This is a genomic window from Sphingopyxis sp., from assembly GCF_034380315.1.
Lineage (GTDB): Bacteria > Pseudomonadota > Alphaproteobacteria > Sphingomonadales > Sphingomonadaceae > Sphingopyxis.
In genome coordinates this window covers 1-20800 of record NZ_JAXMPB010000018.1, presented here as the reverse complement: position 1 = coordinate 20800, position 20800 = coordinate 1, and the positions used below count along the sequence as shown (strand labels likewise).

Annotated in this window: 17 protein-coding genes; 3 read left to right on the top strand and 14 right to left on the bottom strand. The window is 62.7% G+C overall.

Annotated features, from left to right (window positions below):
• Window positions 1-22: 22 nt before the first annotated feature.
• From U0S50_RS18325 to U0S50_RS18305, 5 genes are all read right to left on the bottom strand, one after another.
• Entirely contained in the window at window positions 23-1084 is a 1062-nt protein-coding gene (locus tag U0S50_RS18325) for a ribonucleotide-diphosphate reductase subunit beta (protein WP_322310060.1), read from the bottom strand.
• Between the two features lie 15 nt (window positions 1085-1099).
• Window positions 1100-1345, bottom strand: a complete 246-nt coding sequence (locus U0S50_RS18320; protein ID WP_322310059.1) for a hypothetical protein — start codon at window positions 1343-1345, stop codon at window positions 1100-1102.
• 7 nt (window positions 1346-1352) lie between these two features.
• Window positions 1353-3299 (bottom strand): ribonucleoside-diphosphate reductase subunit alpha, encoded by a 1947-nt coding sequence (locus tag U0S50_RS18315; protein ID WP_322310058.1) that lies wholly within the window; start codon window positions 3297-3299, stop codon window positions 1353-1355.
• Window positions 3300-3987: 688 nt separating this feature from the next.
• A complete protein-coding gene (locus U0S50_RS18310; RefSeq protein WP_416195015.1) occupies window positions 3988-6285 on the bottom strand; it encodes an EAL domain-containing protein in 2298 nt (765 codons plus the stop codon).
• 109 nt (window positions 6286-6394) lie between these two features.
• Entirely contained in the window at window positions 6395-8137 is a 1743-nt protein-coding gene (locus U0S50_RS18305) for an acyl-CoA dehydrogenase (protein WP_322310056.1), read from the bottom strand.
• 53 nt (window positions 8138-8190) lie between these two features.
• On the opposite strand from U0S50_RS18305, the gene U0S50_RS18300 reads away from it, so the two are divergent.
• Window positions 8191-9147, top strand: coding sequence for an L-threonylcarbamoyladenylate synthase (locus U0S50_RS18300; RefSeq protein WP_322310055.1), 957 nt, complete (start codon window positions 8191-8193; stop codon window positions 9145-9147).
• 9 nt (window positions 9148-9156) lie between these two features.
• Here U0S50_RS18300 and U0S50_RS18295 read toward each other — a convergent pair whose 3' ends face one another.
• The 4 genes from U0S50_RS18295 to U0S50_RS18280 all read right to left on the bottom strand — a co-directional run bounded on the left by U0S50_RS18295 (window position 9157) and on the right by U0S50_RS18280 (window position 12515).
• Complete coding sequence (locus tag U0S50_RS18295; RefSeq protein ID WP_322310054.1) at window positions 9157-10059, bottom strand: DMT family transporter; 903 nt, start codon at window positions 10057-10059, stop codon at window positions 9157-9159.
• 98 nt (window positions 10060-10157) lie between these two features.
• Window positions 10158-10778, bottom strand: a complete 621-nt coding sequence (locus tag U0S50_RS18290; RefSeq protein WP_322310053.1) for a hypothetical protein — start codon at window positions 10776-10778, stop codon at window positions 10158-10160.
• Between the two features lie 482 nt (window positions 10779-11260).
• Complete coding sequence (locus tag U0S50_RS18285; RefSeq protein ID WP_322310052.1) at window positions 11261-12040, bottom strand: SDR family NAD(P)-dependent oxidoreductase; 780 nt, start codon at window positions 12038-12040, stop codon at window positions 11261-11263.
• Window positions 12041-12044: 4 nt separating this feature from the next.
• A complete protein-coding gene (locus U0S50_RS18280) occupies window positions 12045-12515 on the bottom strand; it encodes a thioredoxin family protein (RefSeq protein WP_322310051.1) in 471 nt (156 codons plus the stop codon).
• A 57-nt stretch (window positions 12516-12572) separates the two neighbouring features.
• Here U0S50_RS18280 and U0S50_RS18275 point away from each other — a divergent pair, with 57 nt between their 5' ends.
• Entirely contained in the window at window positions 12573-14090 is a 1518-nt protein-coding gene (locus U0S50_RS18275) for an acyl-CoA carboxylase subunit beta (RefSeq protein WP_322310050.1), read from the top strand.
• A 36-nt stretch (window positions 14091-14126) separates the two neighbouring features.
• Here the strand turns inward: U0S50_RS18275 and U0S50_RS18270 are convergent, their stop codons facing one another.
• Window positions 14127-14939, bottom strand: coding sequence for a class I SAM-dependent methyltransferase (locus tag U0S50_RS18270; protein ID WP_322310049.1), 813 nt, complete (start codon window positions 14937-14939; stop codon window positions 14127-14129).
• A gap of 1 nt (window position 14940) precedes the next feature.
• Window positions 14941-17322, bottom strand: coding sequence for an HAD family hydrolase (locus U0S50_RS18265; RefSeq protein WP_322310048.1), 2382 nt, complete (start codon window positions 17320-17322; stop codon window positions 14941-14943).
• A gap of 221 nt (window positions 17323-17543) precedes the next feature.
• On the opposite strand from U0S50_RS18265, the gene U0S50_RS18260 reads away from it, so the two are divergent.
• Window positions 17544-17741, top strand: coding sequence for a hypothetical protein (locus U0S50_RS18260; protein WP_322310047.1), 198 nt, complete (start codon window positions 17544-17546; stop codon window positions 17739-17741).
• A 17-nt stretch (window positions 17742-17758) separates the two neighbouring features.
• On the opposite strand, the gene U0S50_RS18255 is transcribed toward U0S50_RS18260, so the two are convergent.
• The 3 genes from U0S50_RS18255 to ispG all read right to left on the bottom strand — a co-directional run bounded on the left by U0S50_RS18255 (window position 17759) and on the right by ispG (window position 20437).
• Complete coding sequence (locus tag U0S50_RS18255; protein ID WP_322310046.1) at window positions 17759-18241, bottom strand: GNAT family N-acetyltransferase; 483 nt, start codon at window positions 18239-18241, stop codon at window positions 17759-17761.
• Between the two features lie 31 nt (window positions 18242-18272).
• Entirely contained in the window at window positions 18273-19199 is a 927-nt protein-coding gene (locus U0S50_RS18250) for a hypothetical protein (protein WP_322310045.1), read from the bottom strand.
• 86 nt (window positions 19200-19285) lie between these two features.
• A complete protein-coding gene (ispG, locus tag U0S50_RS18245; protein ID WP_322310044.1) occupies window positions 19286-20437 on the bottom strand; it encodes a flavodoxin-dependent (E)-4-hydroxy-3-methylbut-2-enyl-diphosphate synthase in 1152 nt (383 codons plus the stop codon).
• Window positions 20438-20800 lie beyond the last annotated feature (363 nt).

Below are 20800 nucleotides of genomic sequence, written 5' to 3'. Positions count from 1 at the left end.
CGCTGGTTGCCGGGACGTCCCGTTATTCTGCGGCGATTCCCGCCTTGGCGAACATATCTTCGCCATCGCTTTCGGCATCGTTGACTGCGGTATCGTCGCTGCCCTTTGCCTTTTTGCGATTGTCGAAGCTGGTCCACACCGTGTTCCAGTCGCCGCGTGTCGCGGCCTTTGAATATTCGGTGGCGCGGGTTTCAAAGAAGTTCGCATGCTCGACGCCGTTGAGGAGCGGGGCGAGCCACGGCAGCGGGTGTTCGTCGATCATATAGATCGGCTGGAACCCCAGCTGCCCCAGGCGCCAGTCGGCGATGTAGCGGATGTAGCGCTTGATCTCCTTCGGCGTCATGCCGGGGACGGGCCCCTGTTCGAAGGCGAGGTCGATGAAGGCATCTTCGAGCCGCACCGTCTTCTGGCAGCAATCGATGATGTCTTCCTTGACGCTCTTGCTCAGACAGTCGCGTTCCTTGACGAAGGCGTGGAACAGGCGGGTGATGCCTTCGCAGTGCAGGCTTTCGTCGCGCACCGACCAGCTGACGATCTGGCCCATGCCCTTCATCTTGTTGAAGCGCGGGAAGTTCATCAGCATCGCAAAGCTGGCGAACAGCTGCAGCCCCTCGGTAAAGCCGCCGAACATGGCGAGGGTGCGTGCGATATCCTCGTCGCTGTCGACGCCGAAGGTGCCGAGATAGTCGTGCTTGGCGCGCATCTCGTCATATTCGAGGAACATGCCATATTCGCTCTCGGGCATGCCGATGGTGTCGAGCAGGTGGCTGTAAGCGGCGATATGAACCGTTTCCATGTTGCTGAACGCGGTCAGCATCATCTTGATCTCGGTCGGTTTGAACACGCGGCCATATTTGTCGTGATAGCAATCCTGCACCTCGACGTCGGCCTGGGTGAAGAAGCGGAAGATCTGCGTCAGCAGATTGCGTTCATGGTCGGAAATCTTCTGCGCCCAGTCGCGGCAATCCTCGCCCAGCGGGACTTCCTCGGGCATCCAGTGGATCTGCTGCTGGCGCTTCCAGAAATCATAGGCCCAGGGATATTCGAAGGGCTTATAGGTTTTGCGGGCTTCTAGAAGGGGCATGGATGAATCCTTAGTTCAAAAGATTGTCAGCGATGCGGTATCGCTGAAGGCCGGCATGCGGAGGACAAAGTAGAGCGCGACAGGAACAATCCATGCTGCGGCAATTTTTATCCACTCACCGCGAATGACGGCGCCTTCATCGCTACGGCTTGCCATATCGGCTTCCGCCATCCGCGCCGCAGCAATGCGTTTCAACGCCGTAAGCGACAGGATGATCGCAAGCACGCCCGCGACGACAGGAAGAAAAGCAGCAACGGTCATTGCATGCTCACTGACAAGCCAGACATTCGTCATAATCGGTGCTCTCGGCGCTCAGCTCGAACTTCGCCGCCTCGGGCGTGTTGTCGGCCTCGACCCCGCCCGCGAAGCCGGCGCGCTGCACCGATTTCGAACGGAGATAATAGAGCGATTTGATGCCGAGTTCCCAGGCGCGATAATGGAGCATCAGGAGGTCCCATTTCTCGACGTCGGCGGGAATGAACAGGTTCAGCGATGCTGCCTGGTCGATATAGGGGGTGCGGTCGGCGGCGAGTTCGAGCAGCCAGCGCTGGTCGATTTCGAAGCTCGTCTTGAACACATCCTTTTCGTCCTGGGTCAGGAAGTCGAGGTGCTGGACACTGCCACCCTTTTCGAGGATCGAGTTCCAGACATTGTCGCTGTTTTTCGCCTTGTCGACGAGCAGAGCCTCGAGATGCGGGTTCTTGACCACGAAGCTGCCCGAGAGCGTTTTGTGGGTATAGATGTTCGCCGGGATCGGCTCGATGCAGGCGCTGGTGCCGCCGCAGATGATGCTGATCGACGCGGTCGGCGCGATCGCCATCTTGCAGCTGAAGCGTTCCATCACGCCCTGATCGGCGGCGTCGGGGCAAGGGCCACGTTCCTTGGCGAGCAGCATCGAGGCCTGATCGACCTGCGCGCGGATGTGCTTGAAGATGCGCAGGTTCGATGATTTCGCCATCGCGCCCTCGAACGGCAGGCCGCGCGCCTGAAGGAAGCTGTGGAAACCCATGACGCCGAGGCCGACCGAGCGTTCGCGGCTAGCGCTGTATTTGGCGCGCGCCATTTCGGGCGGAGCGCGGTCGATATAATCCTGAAGCACATTGTCGAGCATGCGCATCACATCCTCGATGAACTGCTTGTCGCTGTTCCATTCGTCCCAGGTCTCGAGGTTGAGCGACGAGAGGCAGCAGACCGCCGTGCGATCGTTGCCCAGATGGTCGCGGCCCGTCGGCAGGGTGATTTCGCTGCACAGGTTCGAGGTCGAGACCTTGAGGCCCAGGTCACGGTGATGCTTGGGCATCATGCGGTTCACCTGGTCGATGAAGATGATATAGGGCTCACCGGTTGCAAGGCGGGTTTCGACGAGCTTCTGGAACAGGCTGCGTGCATCGACCGTGCCGCGCACGCTCTGGTCCTTGGGACTGCGCAGGTTGAACTCCCTGCCGTCGCGCACCGCTTCCATGAACTCGTCGGTGATGAGGACGCCGTGGTGCAAGTTGAGCGCCTTGCGGTTGAAGTCGCCCGACGGTTTGCGGACCTCCAGAAACTCTTCGATTTCCGGGTGGCTGACATCGAGATAGCAGGCGGCCGAACCGCGACGCAGGCTGCCCTGGCTGATGGCGAGGGTCAGGCTGTCCATTACCCGAACGAAGGGGATGATGCCGCTGGTCTTTCCGTTCAGACCCACGGGTTCGCCGATACCGCGCACCGCACCCCAATAGGTGCCGATGCCGCCACCGCGCGAGGCGAGCCACACATTTTCGTTCCAGGTGCCAACGATGCCTTCAAGGCTGTCGTCGACGGAGTTCAGATAACAGCTGATCGGCAGGCCGCGACCGGTGCCGCCGTTCGACAGAACGGGGGTTGCGGGCATGAACCACAGTTTTGAAATATAGTCGTAAAGACGTTGGGCATGATCCTGATCGTCGGCATAGGCGTCGGCAACGCGCGCGAAAAGATCCTGGTAGGATTCGCCGGGCAACAAATAGCGGTCGATCAGGGTTTCCTTGCCGAAATCGGTCAGCAGGGCGTCGCGATTCGAATCGGTTTCGATCGCGAACCGGCGGGCGTGAACCTTGGGTTCGCCGCCGTCGTTGAGCTTGGTCGCCGCCTTGGCAGCGGGCGCCGATTCGCTTGCCGCCGGGGCTTCGTCTTTCGTCAGTTCCACCGTCGCCACGTCGCTCGTCTCCACCCGGTCCATTTCCCGAAAATCCATCTAACTCGCCCCCGTGTTCCGCACGCCATCCAGTGCACGGCGTTCTTGTCTTGTTCGACTCAGGGCGAAGCCTGAGCCTAGCATCGATTGCCCCGCTCAGGGGACATATTTTTGAGCGCAAAAAGGGTCACCCCTGTCCCCATATGCAATGGGCGACGGAATTCCGCCATTTTCGGCCAAATACTAATTATTGGGTGCCCCCGTCGGCTGACCCACCACCTATAGTGCCACGTCGGCCCAGCGATGCAAGAGAGTAAATGACTGGTTGATGACTCGACTCGTCGATATTTTGATTCGGTTCGTCGCTGGCCAGGCACGCCTCACAGGTCGAAGCCGAGGCAATCCGCGGCCTTCCCAGAAGGGCGGCGGGAGCCTGTTCATGACGAAAATTTTTTGCGGACCGCAGCCCGTCGCGGCGCGTGCCCATGCCGTGGATCGAACCTGGACGCAAGGCAAAGAAAAAGGGCCCCGGCGATGCCGGAGCCCCTTTCCTAAATCTTTTTGGATTTAGGCCGAGCTGCCACCGTTGCCAGAGCCGCCGCCGCCCATCCATCTCCAGAACCAACCCATATCACTTCTCCTGTTGGCACTGCCCACGAAGAACAGTTAACGGAGTATATACCATCTTTGGTAAGGTAAATCGAGTCTTAACCATGATTTACTGCCACATCGGCAGCTATTGCCCGACTCAGGCCGAGCGGCTTTGGGTCGTGTCGGTAAGGGTGGACAGAAGATCAGGAAATAGATGTGGTTTTCCAAGGTAATAGCCTTGCCCCACATCGCATCCGAGTTGCTCGAGCAGCGCCATTGTGGCGCTGTCTTCGATGCCCTCGGCGACAGCCACCGCACCCAGGCGGTGAGCCAGATCGATCGTCGATTTGACGACTTCGAAATTGCGCTGCGAATCGCGCATGGTCGAAACGAATCGCTTGTCGATCTTGATTTCGTCAGCCTCGATTTCGGTCAGATATTCGAGGTTTGACTGGCCGGTGCCATAGTCGTCGATCGACAGGCGGATGCCGGCCCGGCGCAGCTGGCCCAGCGTATTGACGGCTTGACGGCTGTTCTCGATCTGTGCGGTTTCGGTAATTTCGATCGTCAGCATCTCGGGCGGAAGGTGATGGGCGGTCAACATGACGCGGATGGTGCCGACAAGGTCGCTGTGGTCGAGCAGGGCCGCCGACAGATTGACCGACATACTCGCCTTGAAACCGCGATCGTGAAGCTGGGCGGCCGACCGGATCGCCTGGTCCATCACGAACAGGGTCAGGCGATAGATATCCTGGCTCTTTTCGGCCTGAACGATGAACTCGTCGGGCGGGATCGGTCCGCGCGTCGGGTGGGTCCAGCGCGCCAGCGCTTCAACGCCGACGAGCCGCTGCGTTGCAATCTCATATTGCGGTTGAAAGGCGACCCATATGTCGCCGCTGGCAAGCGCGTCTTCCAACTGCGAGTGGAAGGAAAGTTGCCAGCCGGCATCTTCCTGCTCGCGCGGCGTGTATTTTGTCCATAGCGCGCGCGTGCGGATGGCCCGTTCGGCAGCGACGAGCGCTGCCGCAAGGCGCTGCGCGTTCGAGCCTTCGAACTCGTCGTTGACGCCGAAGGCGATGCTCACATCGACGCGCAGATCGCCGATGGTAAGCGGGGCGTTGAAAAGCGCGGCGAGCCCTGCGAGCTGCGCTTCGATCTGGCTATGCTGATAATAGGGGACGAGCCAGGCGAAGCTGCCATCGAGATCGTGATGCAGTGTCGTGCCTTGGGAGGCGAGTTGGAGACGGCGCGCAACCTGCTCGACGAGCTGCTGGCTGCCCTCGCCCGGCAGAAAGGCCGCCAGATCGTCATAATTGACGAGCTTGGCCGCGATGACCGTATGGCTGCCGAAAGGGGGTTGGGTCCGCAGCGCTTCGAAGTTCGGGAGACCTGACACAGGATTTTCGCGTTGTGCCGACTGATGGCGGCGGTTGCGGGCAACGTTGGCACTCAACGCTGCAATAAAGAAGCAGGCAGCGCCGACTTGCACAGAGATCAGCGAGAGACTGAGAACGATCTTCGCTACGACGAGCGTGCTGGCCAGAATCAGCGATGAGGCCATGAACCAGCGGCCGCGGCGCCGAACGAGAGCGAGCATCAGAGTGACGGCTCCCGCCAGAAAGGGAGGGAGCCAGCCTGTATCGACCGGATTGCCGCGTTTCAGCGCCTCACCTGCGATCAGATGGATATACGCCCCGGGGACCTTATCGTGGCCGGGAAGGTAATGTTGGTCGAGGGATGCGGCGAAGCCAGCTGCAAAGATAACATTCTTTCCGCGCAGTGCATCCGAGGAAACGTGCCCTTCTATAACGTCGATCGCGCTATATTTGGTAATCGTCTTGGTATCGTAGGAGTAATCGAGCGTGAATTGGGAGGGTGCATCGAAGCTTCGATTGGCAAGCACGGAAGCAAAGCTCGGAAGCAGTTGTTCGTCTGCTCGAACGGCGACGGGCACCCTCCACACCTGCCAGAACGCATATTCCCAGCATATGCAGGCTTGTCTCGCCTCATTGCCAAAGGCCGGGGCTGGCCATGTATCAACGACGGCTTCATTTCCCGCGTATTCGGGTGAAGCAACGGCCAGCACGATGCGATCGCCCATTGCGCGCACGGCTGAAGCCAGTTTTGGGAAATCGGGATCTTTCAGACGCCGTTCATAGGTGAAGTCGACAAGTAGTTGTTTGGCCCCGGCCGCGTCGATCGCCCGGATCAGCCTGGTGTGGTAGTCCACGTTGAATTCTTGATCCGTGACAGCTTGCAGCGTCTTGTCGTCGAGCTCGACGATCACGGTTTCTCCTGAAACGGGGCGCCAGGCAAGGCGACCCGTAGCTATCTCGATCATCCGATCGATGGGAGTCGCCGCCCCGGTGATGCCGACGATGATGCTGAGCAGCAGCGATAACCCTAGGGTTCGCCAACTGACGATCATCCTGTTGCCCAATTTCGGCACGCGCATCTCCAGCAATTGCCGGACTTGCCTAGCCCTTGATGGTTATCATCGCGTTAATCATCCGCCTGGCGTTGCGGCTTGGCGTTGCGGCCAGGGCGGGCCGTCCCCCGGCGCGTCAATTGATGGCGGGAACGGGTTCCAGTGCGGCATCGCCCGCCAGCGCCGAAGGCGCGAGACCGGTGGCGGCCGGTACAATCTGTTGCAGGTAGAAGCGCGTCGAGACGAGTTTTGCTTGCAGAAAGGCGGTGTCGCCGCCGCCTTGGGCCAACGCCGCCGTCGCGCCCTGATGCTGGATCGCCATCAGCCAGCCGCAGGTCGCGGTCGCGAGCATGGTGAGGTAGGGATAGCTGCCCGCCAGCCGGTCGGGGGCATTGGCACCGGCCATCCAGTCGGTGACAGCCCGGCAAGCCTCGGCGAGCGCCGTGAGTTCGGGGAAATCAGCGCCCCCGCGTGCGATGTCGTCGATCAGTTCGCGGACCGCCTCGCCGCCCGCCATGCCAAGCTTGCGCCCGACCAGGTCGGCGGCCTGAATGCCGTTGGTGCCCTCGTAAATCGGGGCGATGCGGGCGTCGCGATAATGCTGGGCGGCGCCCGTTTCTTCGATAAAGCCCATGCCGCCATGCACCTGCACGCCCAGGCTCGCGACCTCGCAGCCGATGTCGGTGGCGTGCGCCTTGGCGAGCGGGATCAATATGTCGGCGCGCATCGCCGCCGCCTCGTCGCCAAGCTTGCCGAAATCGGTCTGCGCTGCGGCATAATAAATGAGCGCGCGCGCTGCTTCGGTCTGGGCGCGCATCCGCCATAGCATCCGCTTGACGTCGGGATGATGCGCGATGGCGACCGGGGCGCGGTCGGCGCTGCCCGCGAGCGCCGACTGGACGCGCTCGGCGGCATAGCGCTGCGCCTGCTGCGTCGCGCGCTCGGCGATCTGGACGCCCTGGCATCCGACCATCAGCCGCGCATTGTTCATCATCACGAACATCGCGCGCATCCCGCCCATTTCGTCGCCGACGATCTCGCCCAGGCAATCCTCGCCCTCGCCATAGACCATCACCGCGGTCGGCGAGCCGTGGATGCCGAGCTTATGCTCGATCGAGGCGCAATGGACGCCGTTCGAAAGCGTCGGATTGCTGGCATCGTCGAGGCGGTATTTGGGAACCAGGAACAGCGAGATGCCGCGCGTCCCCTCGGGCGCGCCGGGGGTGCGGGCGAGGACGAGGTGGACGATATTGTCGGTCAGGTCATGCTCGCCAAAGGTGATGAAGATTTTCTGACCCTTGATCCGGTAGAGCCCGGCGTTCGGCCCCTCGGTCACTTTTTCGGCGGTCGCGCGCAGCGCGCCGACGTCGCTGCCCGCGGCGGGCTCGGTCAGGTTCATCGTGCCGTTCCATTCGCCGGTGACGAGCTTGGGCAACCAGGTCTGCCGCTGCTCTTCCGTGCCATAGGCCATCAGCGCGTGAATCGCCCCAGGGGTCAGGATATTGCACAGCGTAAAGCCCATGTCGGCGCTGCCCAGCGCTTCGATCACCACCGTCGCCAGCGTGAAGGGCAGGTCCTGGCCGCCATATGCGGCGGGACCGTCGATCGTGCCCCAGCCGCCGTCGACGAACTGGCGATAGGCATCCTTGAACCCGGGGGGCATGGTGACGCGGCCGTCTTCCCATTTCGGGTTCTGGACGTCGCCGACGCGGTTGAGCGGGGCATAGACCTCGGCCGCGAAATCGCCGATGCCGGTGACGATCGCTTCGACCATGTCGGGGGTTGCGGCGGCGAAACGTTCGTGCGTGGCCATCGCGTCGATACGCGCGATATGATCGAGCACGAAAAGCTGTTCGGTGGTCGGTGCGCGATAGGTCATGACTTGTCCCGCTTTTGCTGGTGATTCCTTGAAGAGCGGCGCTATAGCGCGGCATGGCCGAGGGTCCAAACGAGCAGCTGATTACCGAAACCTGCCCTTACGGCAGCGCCGCCATCGCGCGCGGGGCGGCGTTGATCGCCGCGGCGCAGCCGGTCGCGGTGCCGACGGAGACGGTTTACGGCCTCGCCGCCGACGCTCGCGATTCGCAGGCGGTGGCGCGCATCTATGCCGCAAAGGGGCGGCCCGATTTCAATCCGCTGATCGTTCATGTGCCGGACCTCGGGGCGGCGGAGGCGTTGGGCATATTCGGGACCGCCGAACGCGCGCTGGCCGACGCCTTTTGGCCGGGGCCGTTGACCCTGGTGGTTCCGCGTGCACCCGATTGCCCGGTCGCGAGCATTGCCACCGCCGGGCTCGACACGATCGCGCTGCGAGTGCCCGGGCACCGTGCGATGCAGGCGTTGCTGGCGGCGACCGGCGCGCCGCTTGCCGCACCCAGCGCGAATGCGAGCGGTCGGGTCAGTCCGACCCGCGCCGCGCATGTGCGTGCTAGTCTCGACGGCCGGATCGCGCTGGTCATCGACGATGGCGCGACAACGGCGGGGGTGGAATCGACCATCGCGCGAGTCGGGGATGAGGGCGTCGAGATATTGCGCCCCGGCCCGGTAACGGCCGCGATGCTGGGTCAGGCGACCGGGTTGCCGGTAACGGGCGTCCGCGGATCGGATGTCGTTGCGCCGGGCATGTTGGCCAGCCACTACGCGCCCGGAAAACCGATACGGCTCGCCGCGACGGGTTTTGCGGTCGAGGAATTCGGAATCGGTTTCGGCGATCTGGCCGGCGACTATAATCTCAGCGCGTCGGGCGATATGACCGAAGCGGCAGCGAATCTGTTCGATGCGCTCCACGCCGCGGCGGCAAGCGTGAAGGCCGAGATTGCGGTGGCGGCAATTCCGCTCGAGGGGCTCGGTGCCGCGATCAACGACCGGCTTTCGCGCGCGGCGGTCTGAAGGGATTTTCTATGCAGCGGCCGGATCGACGGGGTCGCCGTGCGGCGCCTTGCGCGCGACGATCAGACAGGCCGCGACGATCAGCATCGCGCCTGCCAGCGTCGGCAGGGTGACGGGCTCCGTATAGAAATACCACCCGAACAGCATGGCCCACAGAAATCCGGTATATTCGGTGGTCGCCAGTATCTGGGTTTCGGCGCGTGCATAAGCCCAGCTCAGGCACATCAACGATGCCGTGGCGAGCAGCGCCGCGCCGCCGATGGCGGGTGCATGATCGGCGCCGGGCACGACCAGAAGCCAGGGGGCGCCGACCGCCAGGATCAACGTGACGAACAGATTCTGGAAAAAGGCGATCTCCAGCGGCTCCGCCATCTTCGCCTGCCGCCGCGCGAGGATCAGGTTGTACGCATAGAAAATGGCCGACAGGAACACCGCGCCAACCGCCCACAACGCCTCCGGTTCATAGTCGCCGCGCCCCAGCTTGCCCGCGACGATGACAATCACCCCGACCAGGCCAAGCAGCGAGGCGGCGATCGAGCGCGGCCCGATTTTCTCGCCCAGAAAGACCGCGGCCATGTAAAGCGCCATCAGCGGCGCAACGAAGGCGAGCGCGATCGCCTCTGCCATTGGCAGCCGAGCGAGCGCCCAAAAAAAGCAAATCGCCATTGCCGCGACGAAAAACGACCGAACCGCATGGATGCGCAGCGTCGTCTGGCCCGGCATCGCGGGTCGCATCGCGAAATAGACCGCGCCGCTGATCACGGCACCTGCGGCAGTGCGCCAGATGACGGCATTATAGGCGCCGAGCCCGATCGACAGCCCCTTCATCAGCACGTCCATCGCCGAATAGGTGGCGATGCCCAGACAGGCGATCAGAAAGGGCACGATGGGAGAGGGCGAATCGGGACGCATGGGACCCGCTGTAGCGGAGATCAGCGCCTTTATCGCGGTTTACATAATGATGATGCCTTGCTGCCGGGGCAGCGGCTTTGGGGTGACGAGCGGACGGGCTATTTTAAACCGCAAGACCCCGATTTGGGGCATTCACGCAGCGAAATCATGCGATCGACAATGATCCAATGTCCTGACATTCCCATGTGACCATAATTGCCTGGATACCTGGTTTTGCGGCCGACGAACTCGATGAACTTGCGCCTGCTTCGCTGCCCCTCGTGGTCCAGATGAGCGCGTTCGACATGGAGCCAGATTGTGGCAGCAATGGCCCGGTCAGCTTCCTTCCTCCATGCGGGCGATCTTGGATTGCTACGCGGCCAAACGGGAGCTTCGGCTCCCTCTGGTATGAACGCCTGTCCTTCAAACTCATCTACCCAGACGCCTCGATAACGGCGCGGGGCTTCCATCTTATAGCACTGGTCGGTGGGCTTCGATCCGGTAAGTCCGGGCTCGATGCGGTATTTGCAGGGGGCGTCCCGTATTAGCCGGCCATCGTAGCGATGGCATCCCTGCCCTTCATCGGCATCCGTGCAGGGCTGATTAAGCGACCGTGCCCGCTGCTGATCCTCCGCATCTGCGAACGCTTCAGGATTGGGAGCAGAAAATTGCCCGGCAGCAGGAAAACTGATTCCCATCGTCAAAAAGGCGAATGCCGCTTTCAGTCGAATTCCCAACATGCACGCGTCTCCAATCAAAGCTCGCAGTGTCGTTGCACAAGTCCTGTTCGCGTCCAAAGATGCATGATATTTAATTCTAAGTCCAGATTCGGCCGTCAGGGATTATTTGATCCAGATGACGAATTAATCTGCCTGTAGGACCGCTACGAATATCTCACAGCCCGCGCATCTTCTTCATTCCCTGAACTGGGTATATATGCCGCTGTCGATCCGATTGATGGTCTGGCGCGGAAAGTGACTCAAGGCGATGTTATCGGTGACCTTGCCGACATGGTACGGGACTTGTCTGGCGTGCCTATTCTGATCGAGAATGGTGCGACGAACGATGCCATTTGGGCGTTTCGTTTCGGCGATCAAACACACTGGGGCGTCTATCTACACCGCTTGCGACGATCCCAGCATGCGGCCATGAATTGATCAACATCAACGCCGCGATCCCGCACGTTCTTGACTTTCGAACAAGGCCGGGGGCGTTCGGCGTCCTATCGGAAGGTCGCCTGTCCGGCGCCGTCGATGTTGAGTTTTTGGCCCGAGCAATAGCTGTTGGCGTCCGACACGAACCAGAGGGCTGCGGCCGCGACATCGGCGGGCTGGGCAACGCGGCCGAAGGGCATTTGGGCGTCGAGGTGGTGAATGTCCTCCTGCCCGGTGATCGCGCGCGACAGGCGGGTGCCCATGTCGCTGACGGTCAGGGCGGGGGAGACGATGTTGACGCGCACGCCGTTTGCCAGCTCTTCCTTGGCAAGGGTGATCGCCAGCGCCTCGCCCGCCGCCTTGGCCATGGTATAGGGCGCTCCATTGGGCGAATGGACATATGTGGCGATGCTCGAAATCACGATGATGTCACTGCGCGCGTGACGGCGCAGCTGCGGCAGCGCCAGGCGCGACAGGCGGTGCGGCCCGGCGGCGTGGACAGCGAACAACCGGTCGACCTCGGCCGGGTCGGTATCGGCGACCGATTGTCCGCGGCTCGCAATGCCGGCATTGTTGATCAGGATCGACAGCGGGCCAAGATCGGCCTCGACCGCCGCGATCATTGCCGCGCACGCCGCTTCGTCGGTGACCGAAGCTTGATAAGCCCGGGCACGGCGGCCCATGGCGTCGATCGCGGCGACGGTTTCGTTGGCAGCATCCTGTCCGCGGGCATAGTTGACGGCGACGTCGGCGCCCGCCTCGGCGAGGGCGATGGCAATACCGCGCCCGATGCCGCGCGAGGCGCCCGTGACCAGCGCGACGCGCCCGGTGAGATTCCTTTCGGTCATGCTGTCATCCTCCCCATCGTTCGAAATAGCCATAGATTTCCTCTTCGCTACGGCTTGCTGCGTTGCGCCAGCCGGGTGCGTCGGCGGCGTTCAGCACGGTGCCATCCGGTTCGGCGATCACCGCTGTCGGTGTACCGACGATCGGCGCGACCCCGAAGCGTGCCGCAAGATCGGCGTTCAGCGTGCGGTCGGTGCCGACGTCGATCCAGACGATTTCGTACCGCGACTGGAGCATCGCAGCAAAGCGCGGCGTCGCAAACCAGCCAGCCAGTCCGCGGCTGTCGTGACAGGCGTCGTACCCGAAAATCAGGAGCGCGCGTTTGTTCGATACCGCGGCACGTGCCAGTGCGGCATCGACGGCGGCCGTCGCCGTGGGGGCGGCGGTAAAAGGGCGCGCTTCGGGGTGTGGGGGCAGCGTGACGGCACAGGCGGACAGGCCAAGCGCGAGCGCGGCGACAAGAAGAAAACGGATCATGTGTGCGACGATAGGTTTCGCATGACGTTTCCGTCAACGTCAGTTAGCTTCGCTTGCATGAGCTGGAAGAAAGAGATTGAGGAACTGGCCGCACGGCGGGCCGCGGCCGACAAGATGGGCGGGGCCGAAAAGGTCGCACGCCAACACAGTCGGGGCAAGATGGATGCGCGGGCGCGGCTCGCGGGCATCGTCGATCCCGGCAGCTTTCGCGAGATCGGCAAGATTGCCGGGCGCGGCAGCTATGACGCGGACGGCGCGTTCGAAGATCTGGCGGCGAGCAATTTCATCTTTGGCCGCGCCAACGTCGATGGACGTCCGGTTGTCGCTTCCGCCGATGATTTTACGGTTCGCGGCGGAGCCGCCGACGCCGCGCTGCACCGCAAATTCATCCAGTGCGAGGCGATGGCGCATGAATATCGCCTGCCGCTGATCCGCATGATCGACGGTACGGGCGGTGGCGGTTCGGTCAAGACGCTGGAAGATATGGGCTATACCTATATCCCGCATGTTCCCGGCTGGGATCAGATTATCGCAAATCTCGATACCGTGCCGGTGGTTGCGCTGGCGCTGGGGCCGACGGCTGGGCTCGGTGCGGCGCGGGTCGTTGCCAGCCATTACAGCATCATGGTGCGCGGCTTGTCGCAACTGTTCGCGGCGGGCCCGGCGGTGGCCGCCGCGATCGGCGACACGCTCGACCGTGAGGAACTGGGCGGCAGCGACGTTCACACCCGCAATGGCGTCGTCGATGACGAGGTGGCGTCGGAGGTGGAGGCTTTTGCCCGGGCGCGGCAGTTTCTGTCCTATCTGCCTTCGTCGATCCACGACCGGGCGGTGCGAACGCTGTGCAGCGACCCCGCCGACCGGCGTGACGAGCCCTTGCTGTCGATCGTCCCGCGCGAGGCGAAGCAGGTCTATTCGATGCGGCGTATCGCGGGCGCTGTGTTCGACCAGGGCAGTTTTTTCGAAATGGGCGCGCGCTGGGGCCGCGCCGTCATCACGGCGTTCGCGCGCCTCGACGGCTGGCCGGTCGCGGTGCTGGCGAGCGATCCATCTTATCTCGGCGGTTCATGGGACGCCAAGACAAGCGAAAAGGCCGAGCGTTTCGTCAAGCTCGCCGACCAGTTCCGGCTGCCGATCGTCCATCTCGTCGACAATCCCGGTTTCATGATCGGCGGCGAGGCCGAACGGACCGGGACGATCCGGTACGGGGTGCAGGCGATGAACGCCATTTACCGCGCCACCGTGCCGCTGGCTTCGGTGGTGGTGCGGCGCGCCTATGGCATTGCAGGCAGCGCGATGTCGAATGCTGAGCGCTTTCAATATCGTTTCGCCTGGCCGTCGGGCGACTGGGGCAGCCTGCCGATCGAGGGGGGCGTCGAGGTTGCGTACAAGAGTGAGCTCGAGGCGGCTGAGGACCCCGCGGCGCATCTGGAGGCGATCCGCGCGCGCCTGAACCGCGTGCGCTCACCTTTTCGCACCGCCGAAAAATTCGGGGTCGAGGATATTATCGACCCGCGCGACACCCGGCCGCTGCTCTGCGAATTTGCGGAACTGGCGTGGCGGGCGCTCGACTAGGCTTTCTCCTGCGAAGGAGGGATGCCTATCTGGAATTCAGGCGGCGCGATCCTGAAAATCGAGAACCGTCAGATAATTGGCGAGCCGGTTCGCCTCCAGCGAGGCGATCAGGCGGTTTTCATGATAGGGAATGACATGGTCGGCAAGCGCGCTGCTCCAGGGCGCGTCGAGGTCGAACACGATCCCCAGCCCGAACACCGCCGGCACTTCGGCATAGGCCAGATCGCGGCCTGCGTCGCAGCTTTCGGCAAGGAAATCCTCGACCGCCGTCTTGACGCCGTTGCGCGGGCCCCCTTCATGCTTGGCCCAGGCGAAATGGCCCATGCCACGGAACCCGCGCCCTAGAACCAGCGGACTATGGCCAGGCATCGCGCCGGCGTTGAAATCGTGGGGATGGCGCGCGTCGTTGGGAATCATGTCCGGCGCATAGTACATGTCACGTCGCCCCGACGGCCACGCGACATCGTGCAAAAAGGCCAGAAGCGGCTTTTCGTCGCGCCGACAGAGGGCGTCGATCGCCTGCAGTTCGTGATAGACGGTGAACCAGTTGTGGTCGCCGTCGATCAGCCAGGCATCCGCATCCTTGATCGCGTCGAGCGCGGACAGGCTGGGTTTGCCGATATGGGTGACATGATCGGCATGTCCGACCCAGTCCAGAAACTCGGGCTTCGGCTGGGGGTCTATGCTGGTTAGATGACCGCCCTGTTCCAGCGCGTAATCGGCCAGCATCATCGACATGCCGCCATATTCGGCGCCGATTTCGACGATATTGCGCGCCTTGGCGATTTTCAGGCTTTCGAGAATGATATCGGAAAATTCCGACATCGAATGGATCAGCAGATCGGGCATGTCAGGCGGCCTTGCGGATTGAGGGGGCATCTTGCGTCCGCGCGACCACCGGACGCAGCACGACGCTCAGCATCAGGTTGCGTCCCGCGGCAGCGATGGGCGGCGGCACCAGCATGAAGCTGGCTTCCGATGGGCAATGGTAAAGGCCTGTCGAAACCTCTTCCATCGCGTCGAACATCGGCGCGGCGGTGATCGCACCTTCGATCGGGCGGGGTTTCATATAATCGTCGACATAGTGGAAGCTGGCTTCCTCGACCTGGACCCATTCGAATTTCTGGCCCAGCGGGATGCCGACCGTATATTTGCCGTCGGCGATCGGGATCATTGCCTGGAAATAGCCTTCGCTCGTCGGAAAAGCGTCGATCTCGACAAAGGCGTCGCCACTCTGATTGATCAGGAAAACGGGCAGTTTCATCGCGCCGACGTCGAAATCCGCCTTGCGCAGGTCCAGCCCGAAGCGGCGGCTGGAAAAGATCGACAGGTTGAGCGGCAGGCCATGGCGTTGAAGCTCGCCGGGCAGATAGGCGCGCATCGCATTCTTGGCATAGAAAAGACCGCGGCGGCGCAGCCCTTCGGTCGCGGCGGCGGTGTCGATGAAACCGACCATGTCGCGGGTGCCAAGATTTACGTCGTGGTGGAAGGTTTCCAGAAGGGCAACCTCACTCTCGATCGGCAGGAACAACAGGCGCGCCAGCGATGCCCCTGCCATGCGGCGGCGACATTCGCTGTCGTCGGACAGCGGCGGTTTCACGATCCCGGTTCCGACGCCGCGTACGAAATCGATACAGGCCTGCTGTGCGCGGTCGCGGTTTGCGCTTTGCGCACCCTTGACGCCGACCGTGCTGCGGACGGGCCAGCCGTTCGCTTTGTAATCGACCACCGATCCTTGCGAAAGGGTACAGAATTGTTCGAGAATGGCGATCGATTCGGACAAGGCGTGCAGCGCCTTGGAATCATGGTGGCGGGTGTCCATGAATCCCCGCTTGTCGAGGCCCGACAAAAAGGTTTCGCGCAGCAGCAGGTAGCGGCCCGATACCTCGAGATCCATTCCTGCGCGCAGAACGGCTTCGACCGCATTCTGAACCGACCCATTATAGCCCAGATCGACCAGCATCACCGCGTCGCCGCGTTCGACCCCGTGGCTTTCCAGATGCGCGAACAGGCGCTTGGCGAAATCAGCGGACCGCTTGACGATCTTGCGGACGTTCGCGGGTTCCAGCACCGCTTTCAGAAAGCCGCGCCTTGTCGCTCCGCGACACAGTTTGGCCGTTTCGTCGCGTGTGAACAGCAACTGCTTGGCAAAGGTTGCGAATTGCGCGGTGTCGATTTCCGGCGCCAGATAGCGTTCGATCGCGGCGGCATCGGTGAAACTCGCGGCCGTCGCTGTAAAGCGGCTGATTTCGACCGACGCCACGCGATCCGCCCAATCGGGACAGGCTGCGGAAAAGGCCTGGGCGGGCAGATAGCCGTCGCGCAGCAGGAACAGCGGTTTGACCCGGCGACCGGTGGCCTTGGCCATCGCGTCCGCTTCGTCGCGAATCCAAAGCGCAAAGCTGTGCATGATGGGACCGAGGACGTCATGCCCCAGCGTGTCGACGGCATCCTCGGTCTCGCGCAGCGAAATCTGGGCGCGATGCGGTTGGAGCGCGGGAACGCTGCTGCGCACATTGGGGTCGAGAATGGTTGCCGCCACGGCTTCGAGCCGCAGGCGCTGCTCGGCGACGGCGTCGAACTGCTCTAGATGGACGGTATGCACACCCAGCTTGGCCGGCGCGACGGCATCGGCCATCTGATTATCGCCGATGTGAAGGATGGTCGAAGGCGACACGCCAAGGTCGGCGAGGACATGGGTAAACAGGCCGCCGCTCTTGCTGACGCCATATTCGCATGAACAAAAAATGCGATCGATCATGTCGGCGACGGGCTGTCCGGCAGCAGCGGTGATCAGCGCGCGCAACTGCGGTTCCGACAAATAGGTGTCGGACACGATGATCACCTGCATTCCGCGCCGCTTGGCGTCGACGATCAGGTCGCGGGTTGGCGCAAAGGCAAAACAATGCGCGGCCTCGGCGGCCAGTTCTGCGTCGATGGCGGCGGTGCGGGTGGCCTGATCTGCTTCGGGCATCAGCGCTTCATAGATTTCCTCGATCGTTACTTCATGACGGTCGTTGATGAACGGCTGGCTCTTGCGGGCCTTTTTCTCGCCCCAACTGCGCGCCTCGATCCCGCCGCCGGGAAAGGACAGGTCGGCGAACACGTCGACGGGAAGGTTGACATTGCGCCAGATCAGCGTGTCGAAACAGTCGAGTGACAGGATATGAATATCGTTCGGCGCAGAGGCCAGCAGGGTCGGCAAGGCGGAAGCACGGACGGCGGTCTTCATCGATTTCAGTCCCCTGAGCAGATGCAATGCGGACGCCCCGGCACTGCGCATGTGGGGTGAAGTATTAAAGATCAGGGTTATGAAAAGGTTAACAAGGGGGCTTTGCCCAGGCTCCCGGCGCGATGCCGCCGTCCCGCCTCCATGCTGGATTTTCGTGTCGATCTGGCGCACCTTGGGGGCGGGCGCTCCGGCCGGGGAATGCCGCGACAGGGGAGGGGGCGATGGCTTTGGTAAAGGGCGTGATGGCGGTTGTCGGAATTGCGGCGATCATGATGGGTGCGCTGTGGATGCTCCAGGGGCTGAACATCGTGCGCTGGCCTGCGAGCAGTTTCATGCTCGGCGACATGGTGTGGACGCGCAACGGCGCGATCCTCGCCATATTGGGCGCTGTGCTGGTGATGTTCGCCCGGCGGCGTTAAGGGCCGGGCGCCGACACTCAGGTCGACGCGGCCAGCGCGGGAAGGGCGTCGCCGTCCACGCGCATGACGGTCCATTCGTCCATCATGCGGGCGCCCAGGCTTTTGTAGAAACCGATCGACGGCGCATTCCAGTCGAGCACGGACCATTCGAGCCGCGCACAGTCGCGGGCCACGCAAAGCTGGGCCAGATGGGCGAGAAGCGCCTTGCCCAGGCCGGAACCGCGCGCCTCGGGGCGCACGAACAAATCTTCAAGGTAAATGCCGGCGCGTCCTTCGAAGGTCGAAAAATTGTGAAAGAACAGCGCGAAGCCCTGGGGTGCTCCGTCGATCTCTCCGATGACGACTTCGGCATAGGGGCGCGGGCCGAACAGCTTGTCGCCAAGCGCCGCTTCATCGAAGCGCACTGCTTGGGAGAGCTTCTCATACTCGGCAAGGTCGCGAATGAATTGTGCGACCAGCGGCAGGTCAGCGGATGTGGCGGGGCGGATCGACAATGTCATTTCCGCCCTCTGTCGCTCCGTGCGTCGTCTGTCAAACCTCCAGCTTGTGAAGCGCGCAGGCCGAGGCATAGCCAAGCCCGCGTTTCAGCGCCGGATAGGCGGTGACGGTCGCCGCTGTCAGCGCCAGTTCGAACCGCGCGGGGCGGCCGAGCGCGCTTTCGATACCGGCGCCATATGCGTCAGCGGCCGGATCGTGCGACCCCACGGCCCGCCCGAAGGCAAAGGCGTCGGCAAGCTCGGATGGCGGCGCCCCTGCGAGCAGGCGGTTGACGACCGACCGGTCCACGCCATCCGCCACCGCCCCTTCCGCGGCCAGCAACGCGCAGGGGCCGCAATCGGCCGCCAGCGTGGCCCCGATCCGCGCGGCGTGAAATTCCGGCGGAGGCGCCGCATGGCGATGCAGAGTGACCGGCATGAAATGCTGATATTTTTCGGTGGCGCAACCGGGGGCTGCAACCAGATCGGCCATATGGGGGCTCATGCCGTGCGTCGCCTGGTCGACCGCGCGGGCGAACAGGCGCGGCGGGATACCCGCCGGTGCGATGCGCTGGCGAACGACAAGGATCGTCAGCGCAATCAGCACGAGTGCGGGCTGGCCGATCACGCCTGGCGCATCGGCCCAGAAGGTTGCGGGGCCACAGATGCCCGCCGCCACCTCATAGACGTGCAAGCCGCCATGCAGCGTCAGCCAGAGACCGCCGACCAGCGCGGCCTTCCAGCGCAGCTTCGGATGGACCGCAGCATAGAGAAGGATCAGGCCGGACCCAAGATAGGCAAGGCCGATATCGCGAATGAAATGCGCGTTGGGTGGACCGGTCGTCACGACGGTCGGGATGAAGACATACCATTCGAGCGGCCGAACTAGCATGAACAGGCCGTTGGCAAGGCTGCTGAGCCCGGCGACGATCAGCAGGAGCTGAACCAGCCGGTCGAGGGGGTCGAACTTTCCTAGGGTCATGACGCGCTTCTCCTGCCGCTGTGGGCGGGAAGCTAGATGCCGCTTACAAAAGTGTGAATAGGGTAAATGTAGGGCTACGCGACGCGCTAGGCCGCCTTTCCGTGCAGCGTGTCCATGCTCACCGCGTTGCCGGCATCGATTTCGGCCGCCTTGGCCTCGACCAGCTTCACGATATGATCGATCATATCCGCGTCGGCGACATGATGGTCGGTGACGCCGGACAGATAGACCATATGCTTGCCGTTGCCGCCCCCGGTGATACCGATATCGGTTTCGCGCGCTTCGCCGGGGCCGTTGACGACGCAGCCCAGCACCGACAGCGACATCGGCGTCTTGATATGTTGCAGCGCGTCTTCCAGCTTTTGCACGGTGCGGATGACGTCGAAGCCCTGGCGCGCGCAGCTGGGGCAGGAAACGACACGCACCCCGCGGGTTCTGAGGCCCAGCGATTTAAGAATCTCGTAACCGACGCGCACTTCCTCTTCGGGCTCGGCCGACAGGCTGACACGGATCGTGTCGCCGATACCGGCCCAAAGCAGATTGCCGATCCCCAGCGCCGATTTCACCGTGCCGCCGATCAGCCCGCCGGCTTCGGTGATGCCAAGGTGCAGGGGGCAATCGACCGCGTCGGCCAGTTGCATATAGGATGCGACCGCGAGAAAAACGTCGCTCGCCTTCACCGCCACCTTGTATTCGTGGAAGTCATGGTCCTGAAGAAGCTTGATATGGTCGAGCGCGCTTTCGACCAATGCTTCGGGGCAAGGCTCGCCATATTTTTCGAGCAGGTCCTTTTCCAGACTGCCGGCATTGACCCCGATACGGATCGCGCATCCATTTGCCTTGGCGGCGCGGACGACTTCGCCGACACGTTCCGACGACCCGATGTTGCCGGGATTGATACGAAGGCAGGCTGCCCCCGCATCGGCGGCCTCGAGCGCGCGCTTATAGTGGAAATGGATATCGGCGATAATCGGAATGCGCGCCGCCCGGACGATGGCGCCCAGCGCGGCGGTCGAATCGGTGTCGGGACAGGATACGCGGATCAGGTCGGCCCCCGCTTCCTCGCACCGGCGGATCTGGTCGATCGTGGCGGCCGCGTCGCTGGTGGGCGTGTTGGTCATGGTCTGGACGCTGATCGGCGCGCCGCCGCCGACGGGGACGTCGCCGACCATGATCTGGCGGCAATGACGCCGTGCAATGTCGCGCCAGGGACGCAGGCCGGGATTGTGATCGCTCATGATCTCGCTCGACAGAAGGGGATAGGCTTTGCTTCTTAGCGGTGCCTCGCCTGCTTGGCAAAGCCTGGGCGCATCGCATTTCATGTGGCAGCAATGTCACACTGATCGCGCTGAATGCGCGTTTCGGCGATTTCCAATTGTGCATCGCGTCAAAACTGGCAACTTCCGGTTCGTTCGTCGCTGCAAGCCCGCAAAAAGAAGAGGTATGCGCGCGTTCGGCAGGTAGGACGATCCGTTTAGAGCCTGATCCGAAATTAAGTTGAGTGGTGTCAGCGGGTTAGCTTGACGCCATCCCAAGTCGCTGATTCACGGGGTTTTGCAACAAACTTCCGGAGTTCGACGATGTGGACCGACACCACTCGG

What these genes read in the sequence shown, in the direction of transcription:
- U0S50_RS18325 (WP_322310060.1), bottom strand. Translation starts at nt 1,084, where the DNA reads ATGCCCCTTCTAGAAGCCCGCAAAACCTATAAGCCCTTCGAATATCCC.
- U0S50_RS18320 (WP_322310059.1), bottom strand. Translation starts at nt 1,345, where the DNA reads ATGACCGTTGCTGCTTTTCTTCCTGTCGTCGCGGGCGTGCTTGCGATC.
- U0S50_RS18315 (WP_322310058.1), bottom strand. Translation starts at nt 3,299, where the DNA reads ATGGATTTTCGGGAAATGGACCGGGTGGAGACGAGCGACGTGGCGACG.
- U0S50_RS18310 (WP_416195015.1), bottom strand. Translation starts at nt 6,285, where the DNA reads ATGCGCGTGCCGAAATTGGGCAACAGGATGATCGTCAGTTGGCGAACC.
- U0S50_RS18305 (WP_322310056.1), bottom strand. Translation starts at nt 8,137, where the DNA reads ATGACCTATCGCGCACCGACCACCGAACAGCTTTTCGTGCTCGATCAT.
- U0S50_RS18300 (WP_322310055.1), top strand. Translation starts at nt 8,191, where the DNA reads ATGGCCGAGGGTCCAAACGAGCAGCTGATTACCGAAACCTGCCCTTAC.
- U0S50_RS18295 (WP_322310054.1), bottom strand. Translation starts at nt 10,059, where the DNA reads ATGCGTCCCGATTCGCCCTCTCCCATCGTGCCCTTTCTGATCGCCTGT.
- U0S50_RS18290 (WP_322310053.1), bottom strand. Translation starts at nt 10,778, where the DNA reads ATGTTGGGAATTCGACTGAAAGCGGCATTCGCCTTTTTGACGATGGGA.
- U0S50_RS18285 (WP_322310052.1), bottom strand. Translation starts at nt 12,040, where the DNA reads ATGACCGAAAGGAATCTCACCGGGCGCGTCGCGCTGGTCACGGGCGCC.
- U0S50_RS18280 (WP_322310051.1), bottom strand. Translation starts at nt 12,515, where the DNA reads ATGATCCGTTTTCTTCTTGTCGCCGCGCTCGCGCTTGGCCTGTCCGCC.
- U0S50_RS18275 (WP_322310050.1), top strand. Translation starts at nt 12,573, where the DNA reads ATGAGCTGGAAGAAAGAGATTGAGGAACTGGCCGCACGGCGGGCCGCG.
- U0S50_RS18270 (WP_322310049.1), bottom strand. Translation starts at nt 14,939, where the DNA reads ATGCCCGATCTGCTGATCCATTCGATGTCGGAATTTTCCGATATCATT.
- U0S50_RS18265 (WP_322310048.1), bottom strand. Translation starts at nt 17,322, where the DNA reads ATGAAGACCGCCGTCCGTGCTTCCGCCTTGCCGACCCTGCTGGCCTCT.
- U0S50_RS18260 (WP_322310047.1), top strand. Translation starts at nt 17,544, where the DNA reads ATGGCTTTGGTAAAGGGCGTGATGGCGGTTGTCGGAATTGCGGCGATC.
- U0S50_RS18255 (WP_322310046.1), bottom strand. Translation starts at nt 18,241, where the DNA reads ATGACATTGTCGATCCGCCCCGCCACATCCGCTGACCTGCCGCTGGTC.
- U0S50_RS18250 (WP_322310045.1), bottom strand. Translation starts at nt 19,199, where the DNA reads ATGACCCTAGGAAAGTTCGACCCCCTCGACCGGCTGGTTCAGCTCCTG.
- ispG (WP_322310044.1), bottom strand. Translation starts at nt 20,437, where the DNA reads ATGAGCGATCACAATCCCGGCCTGCGTCCCTGGCGCGACATTGCACGG.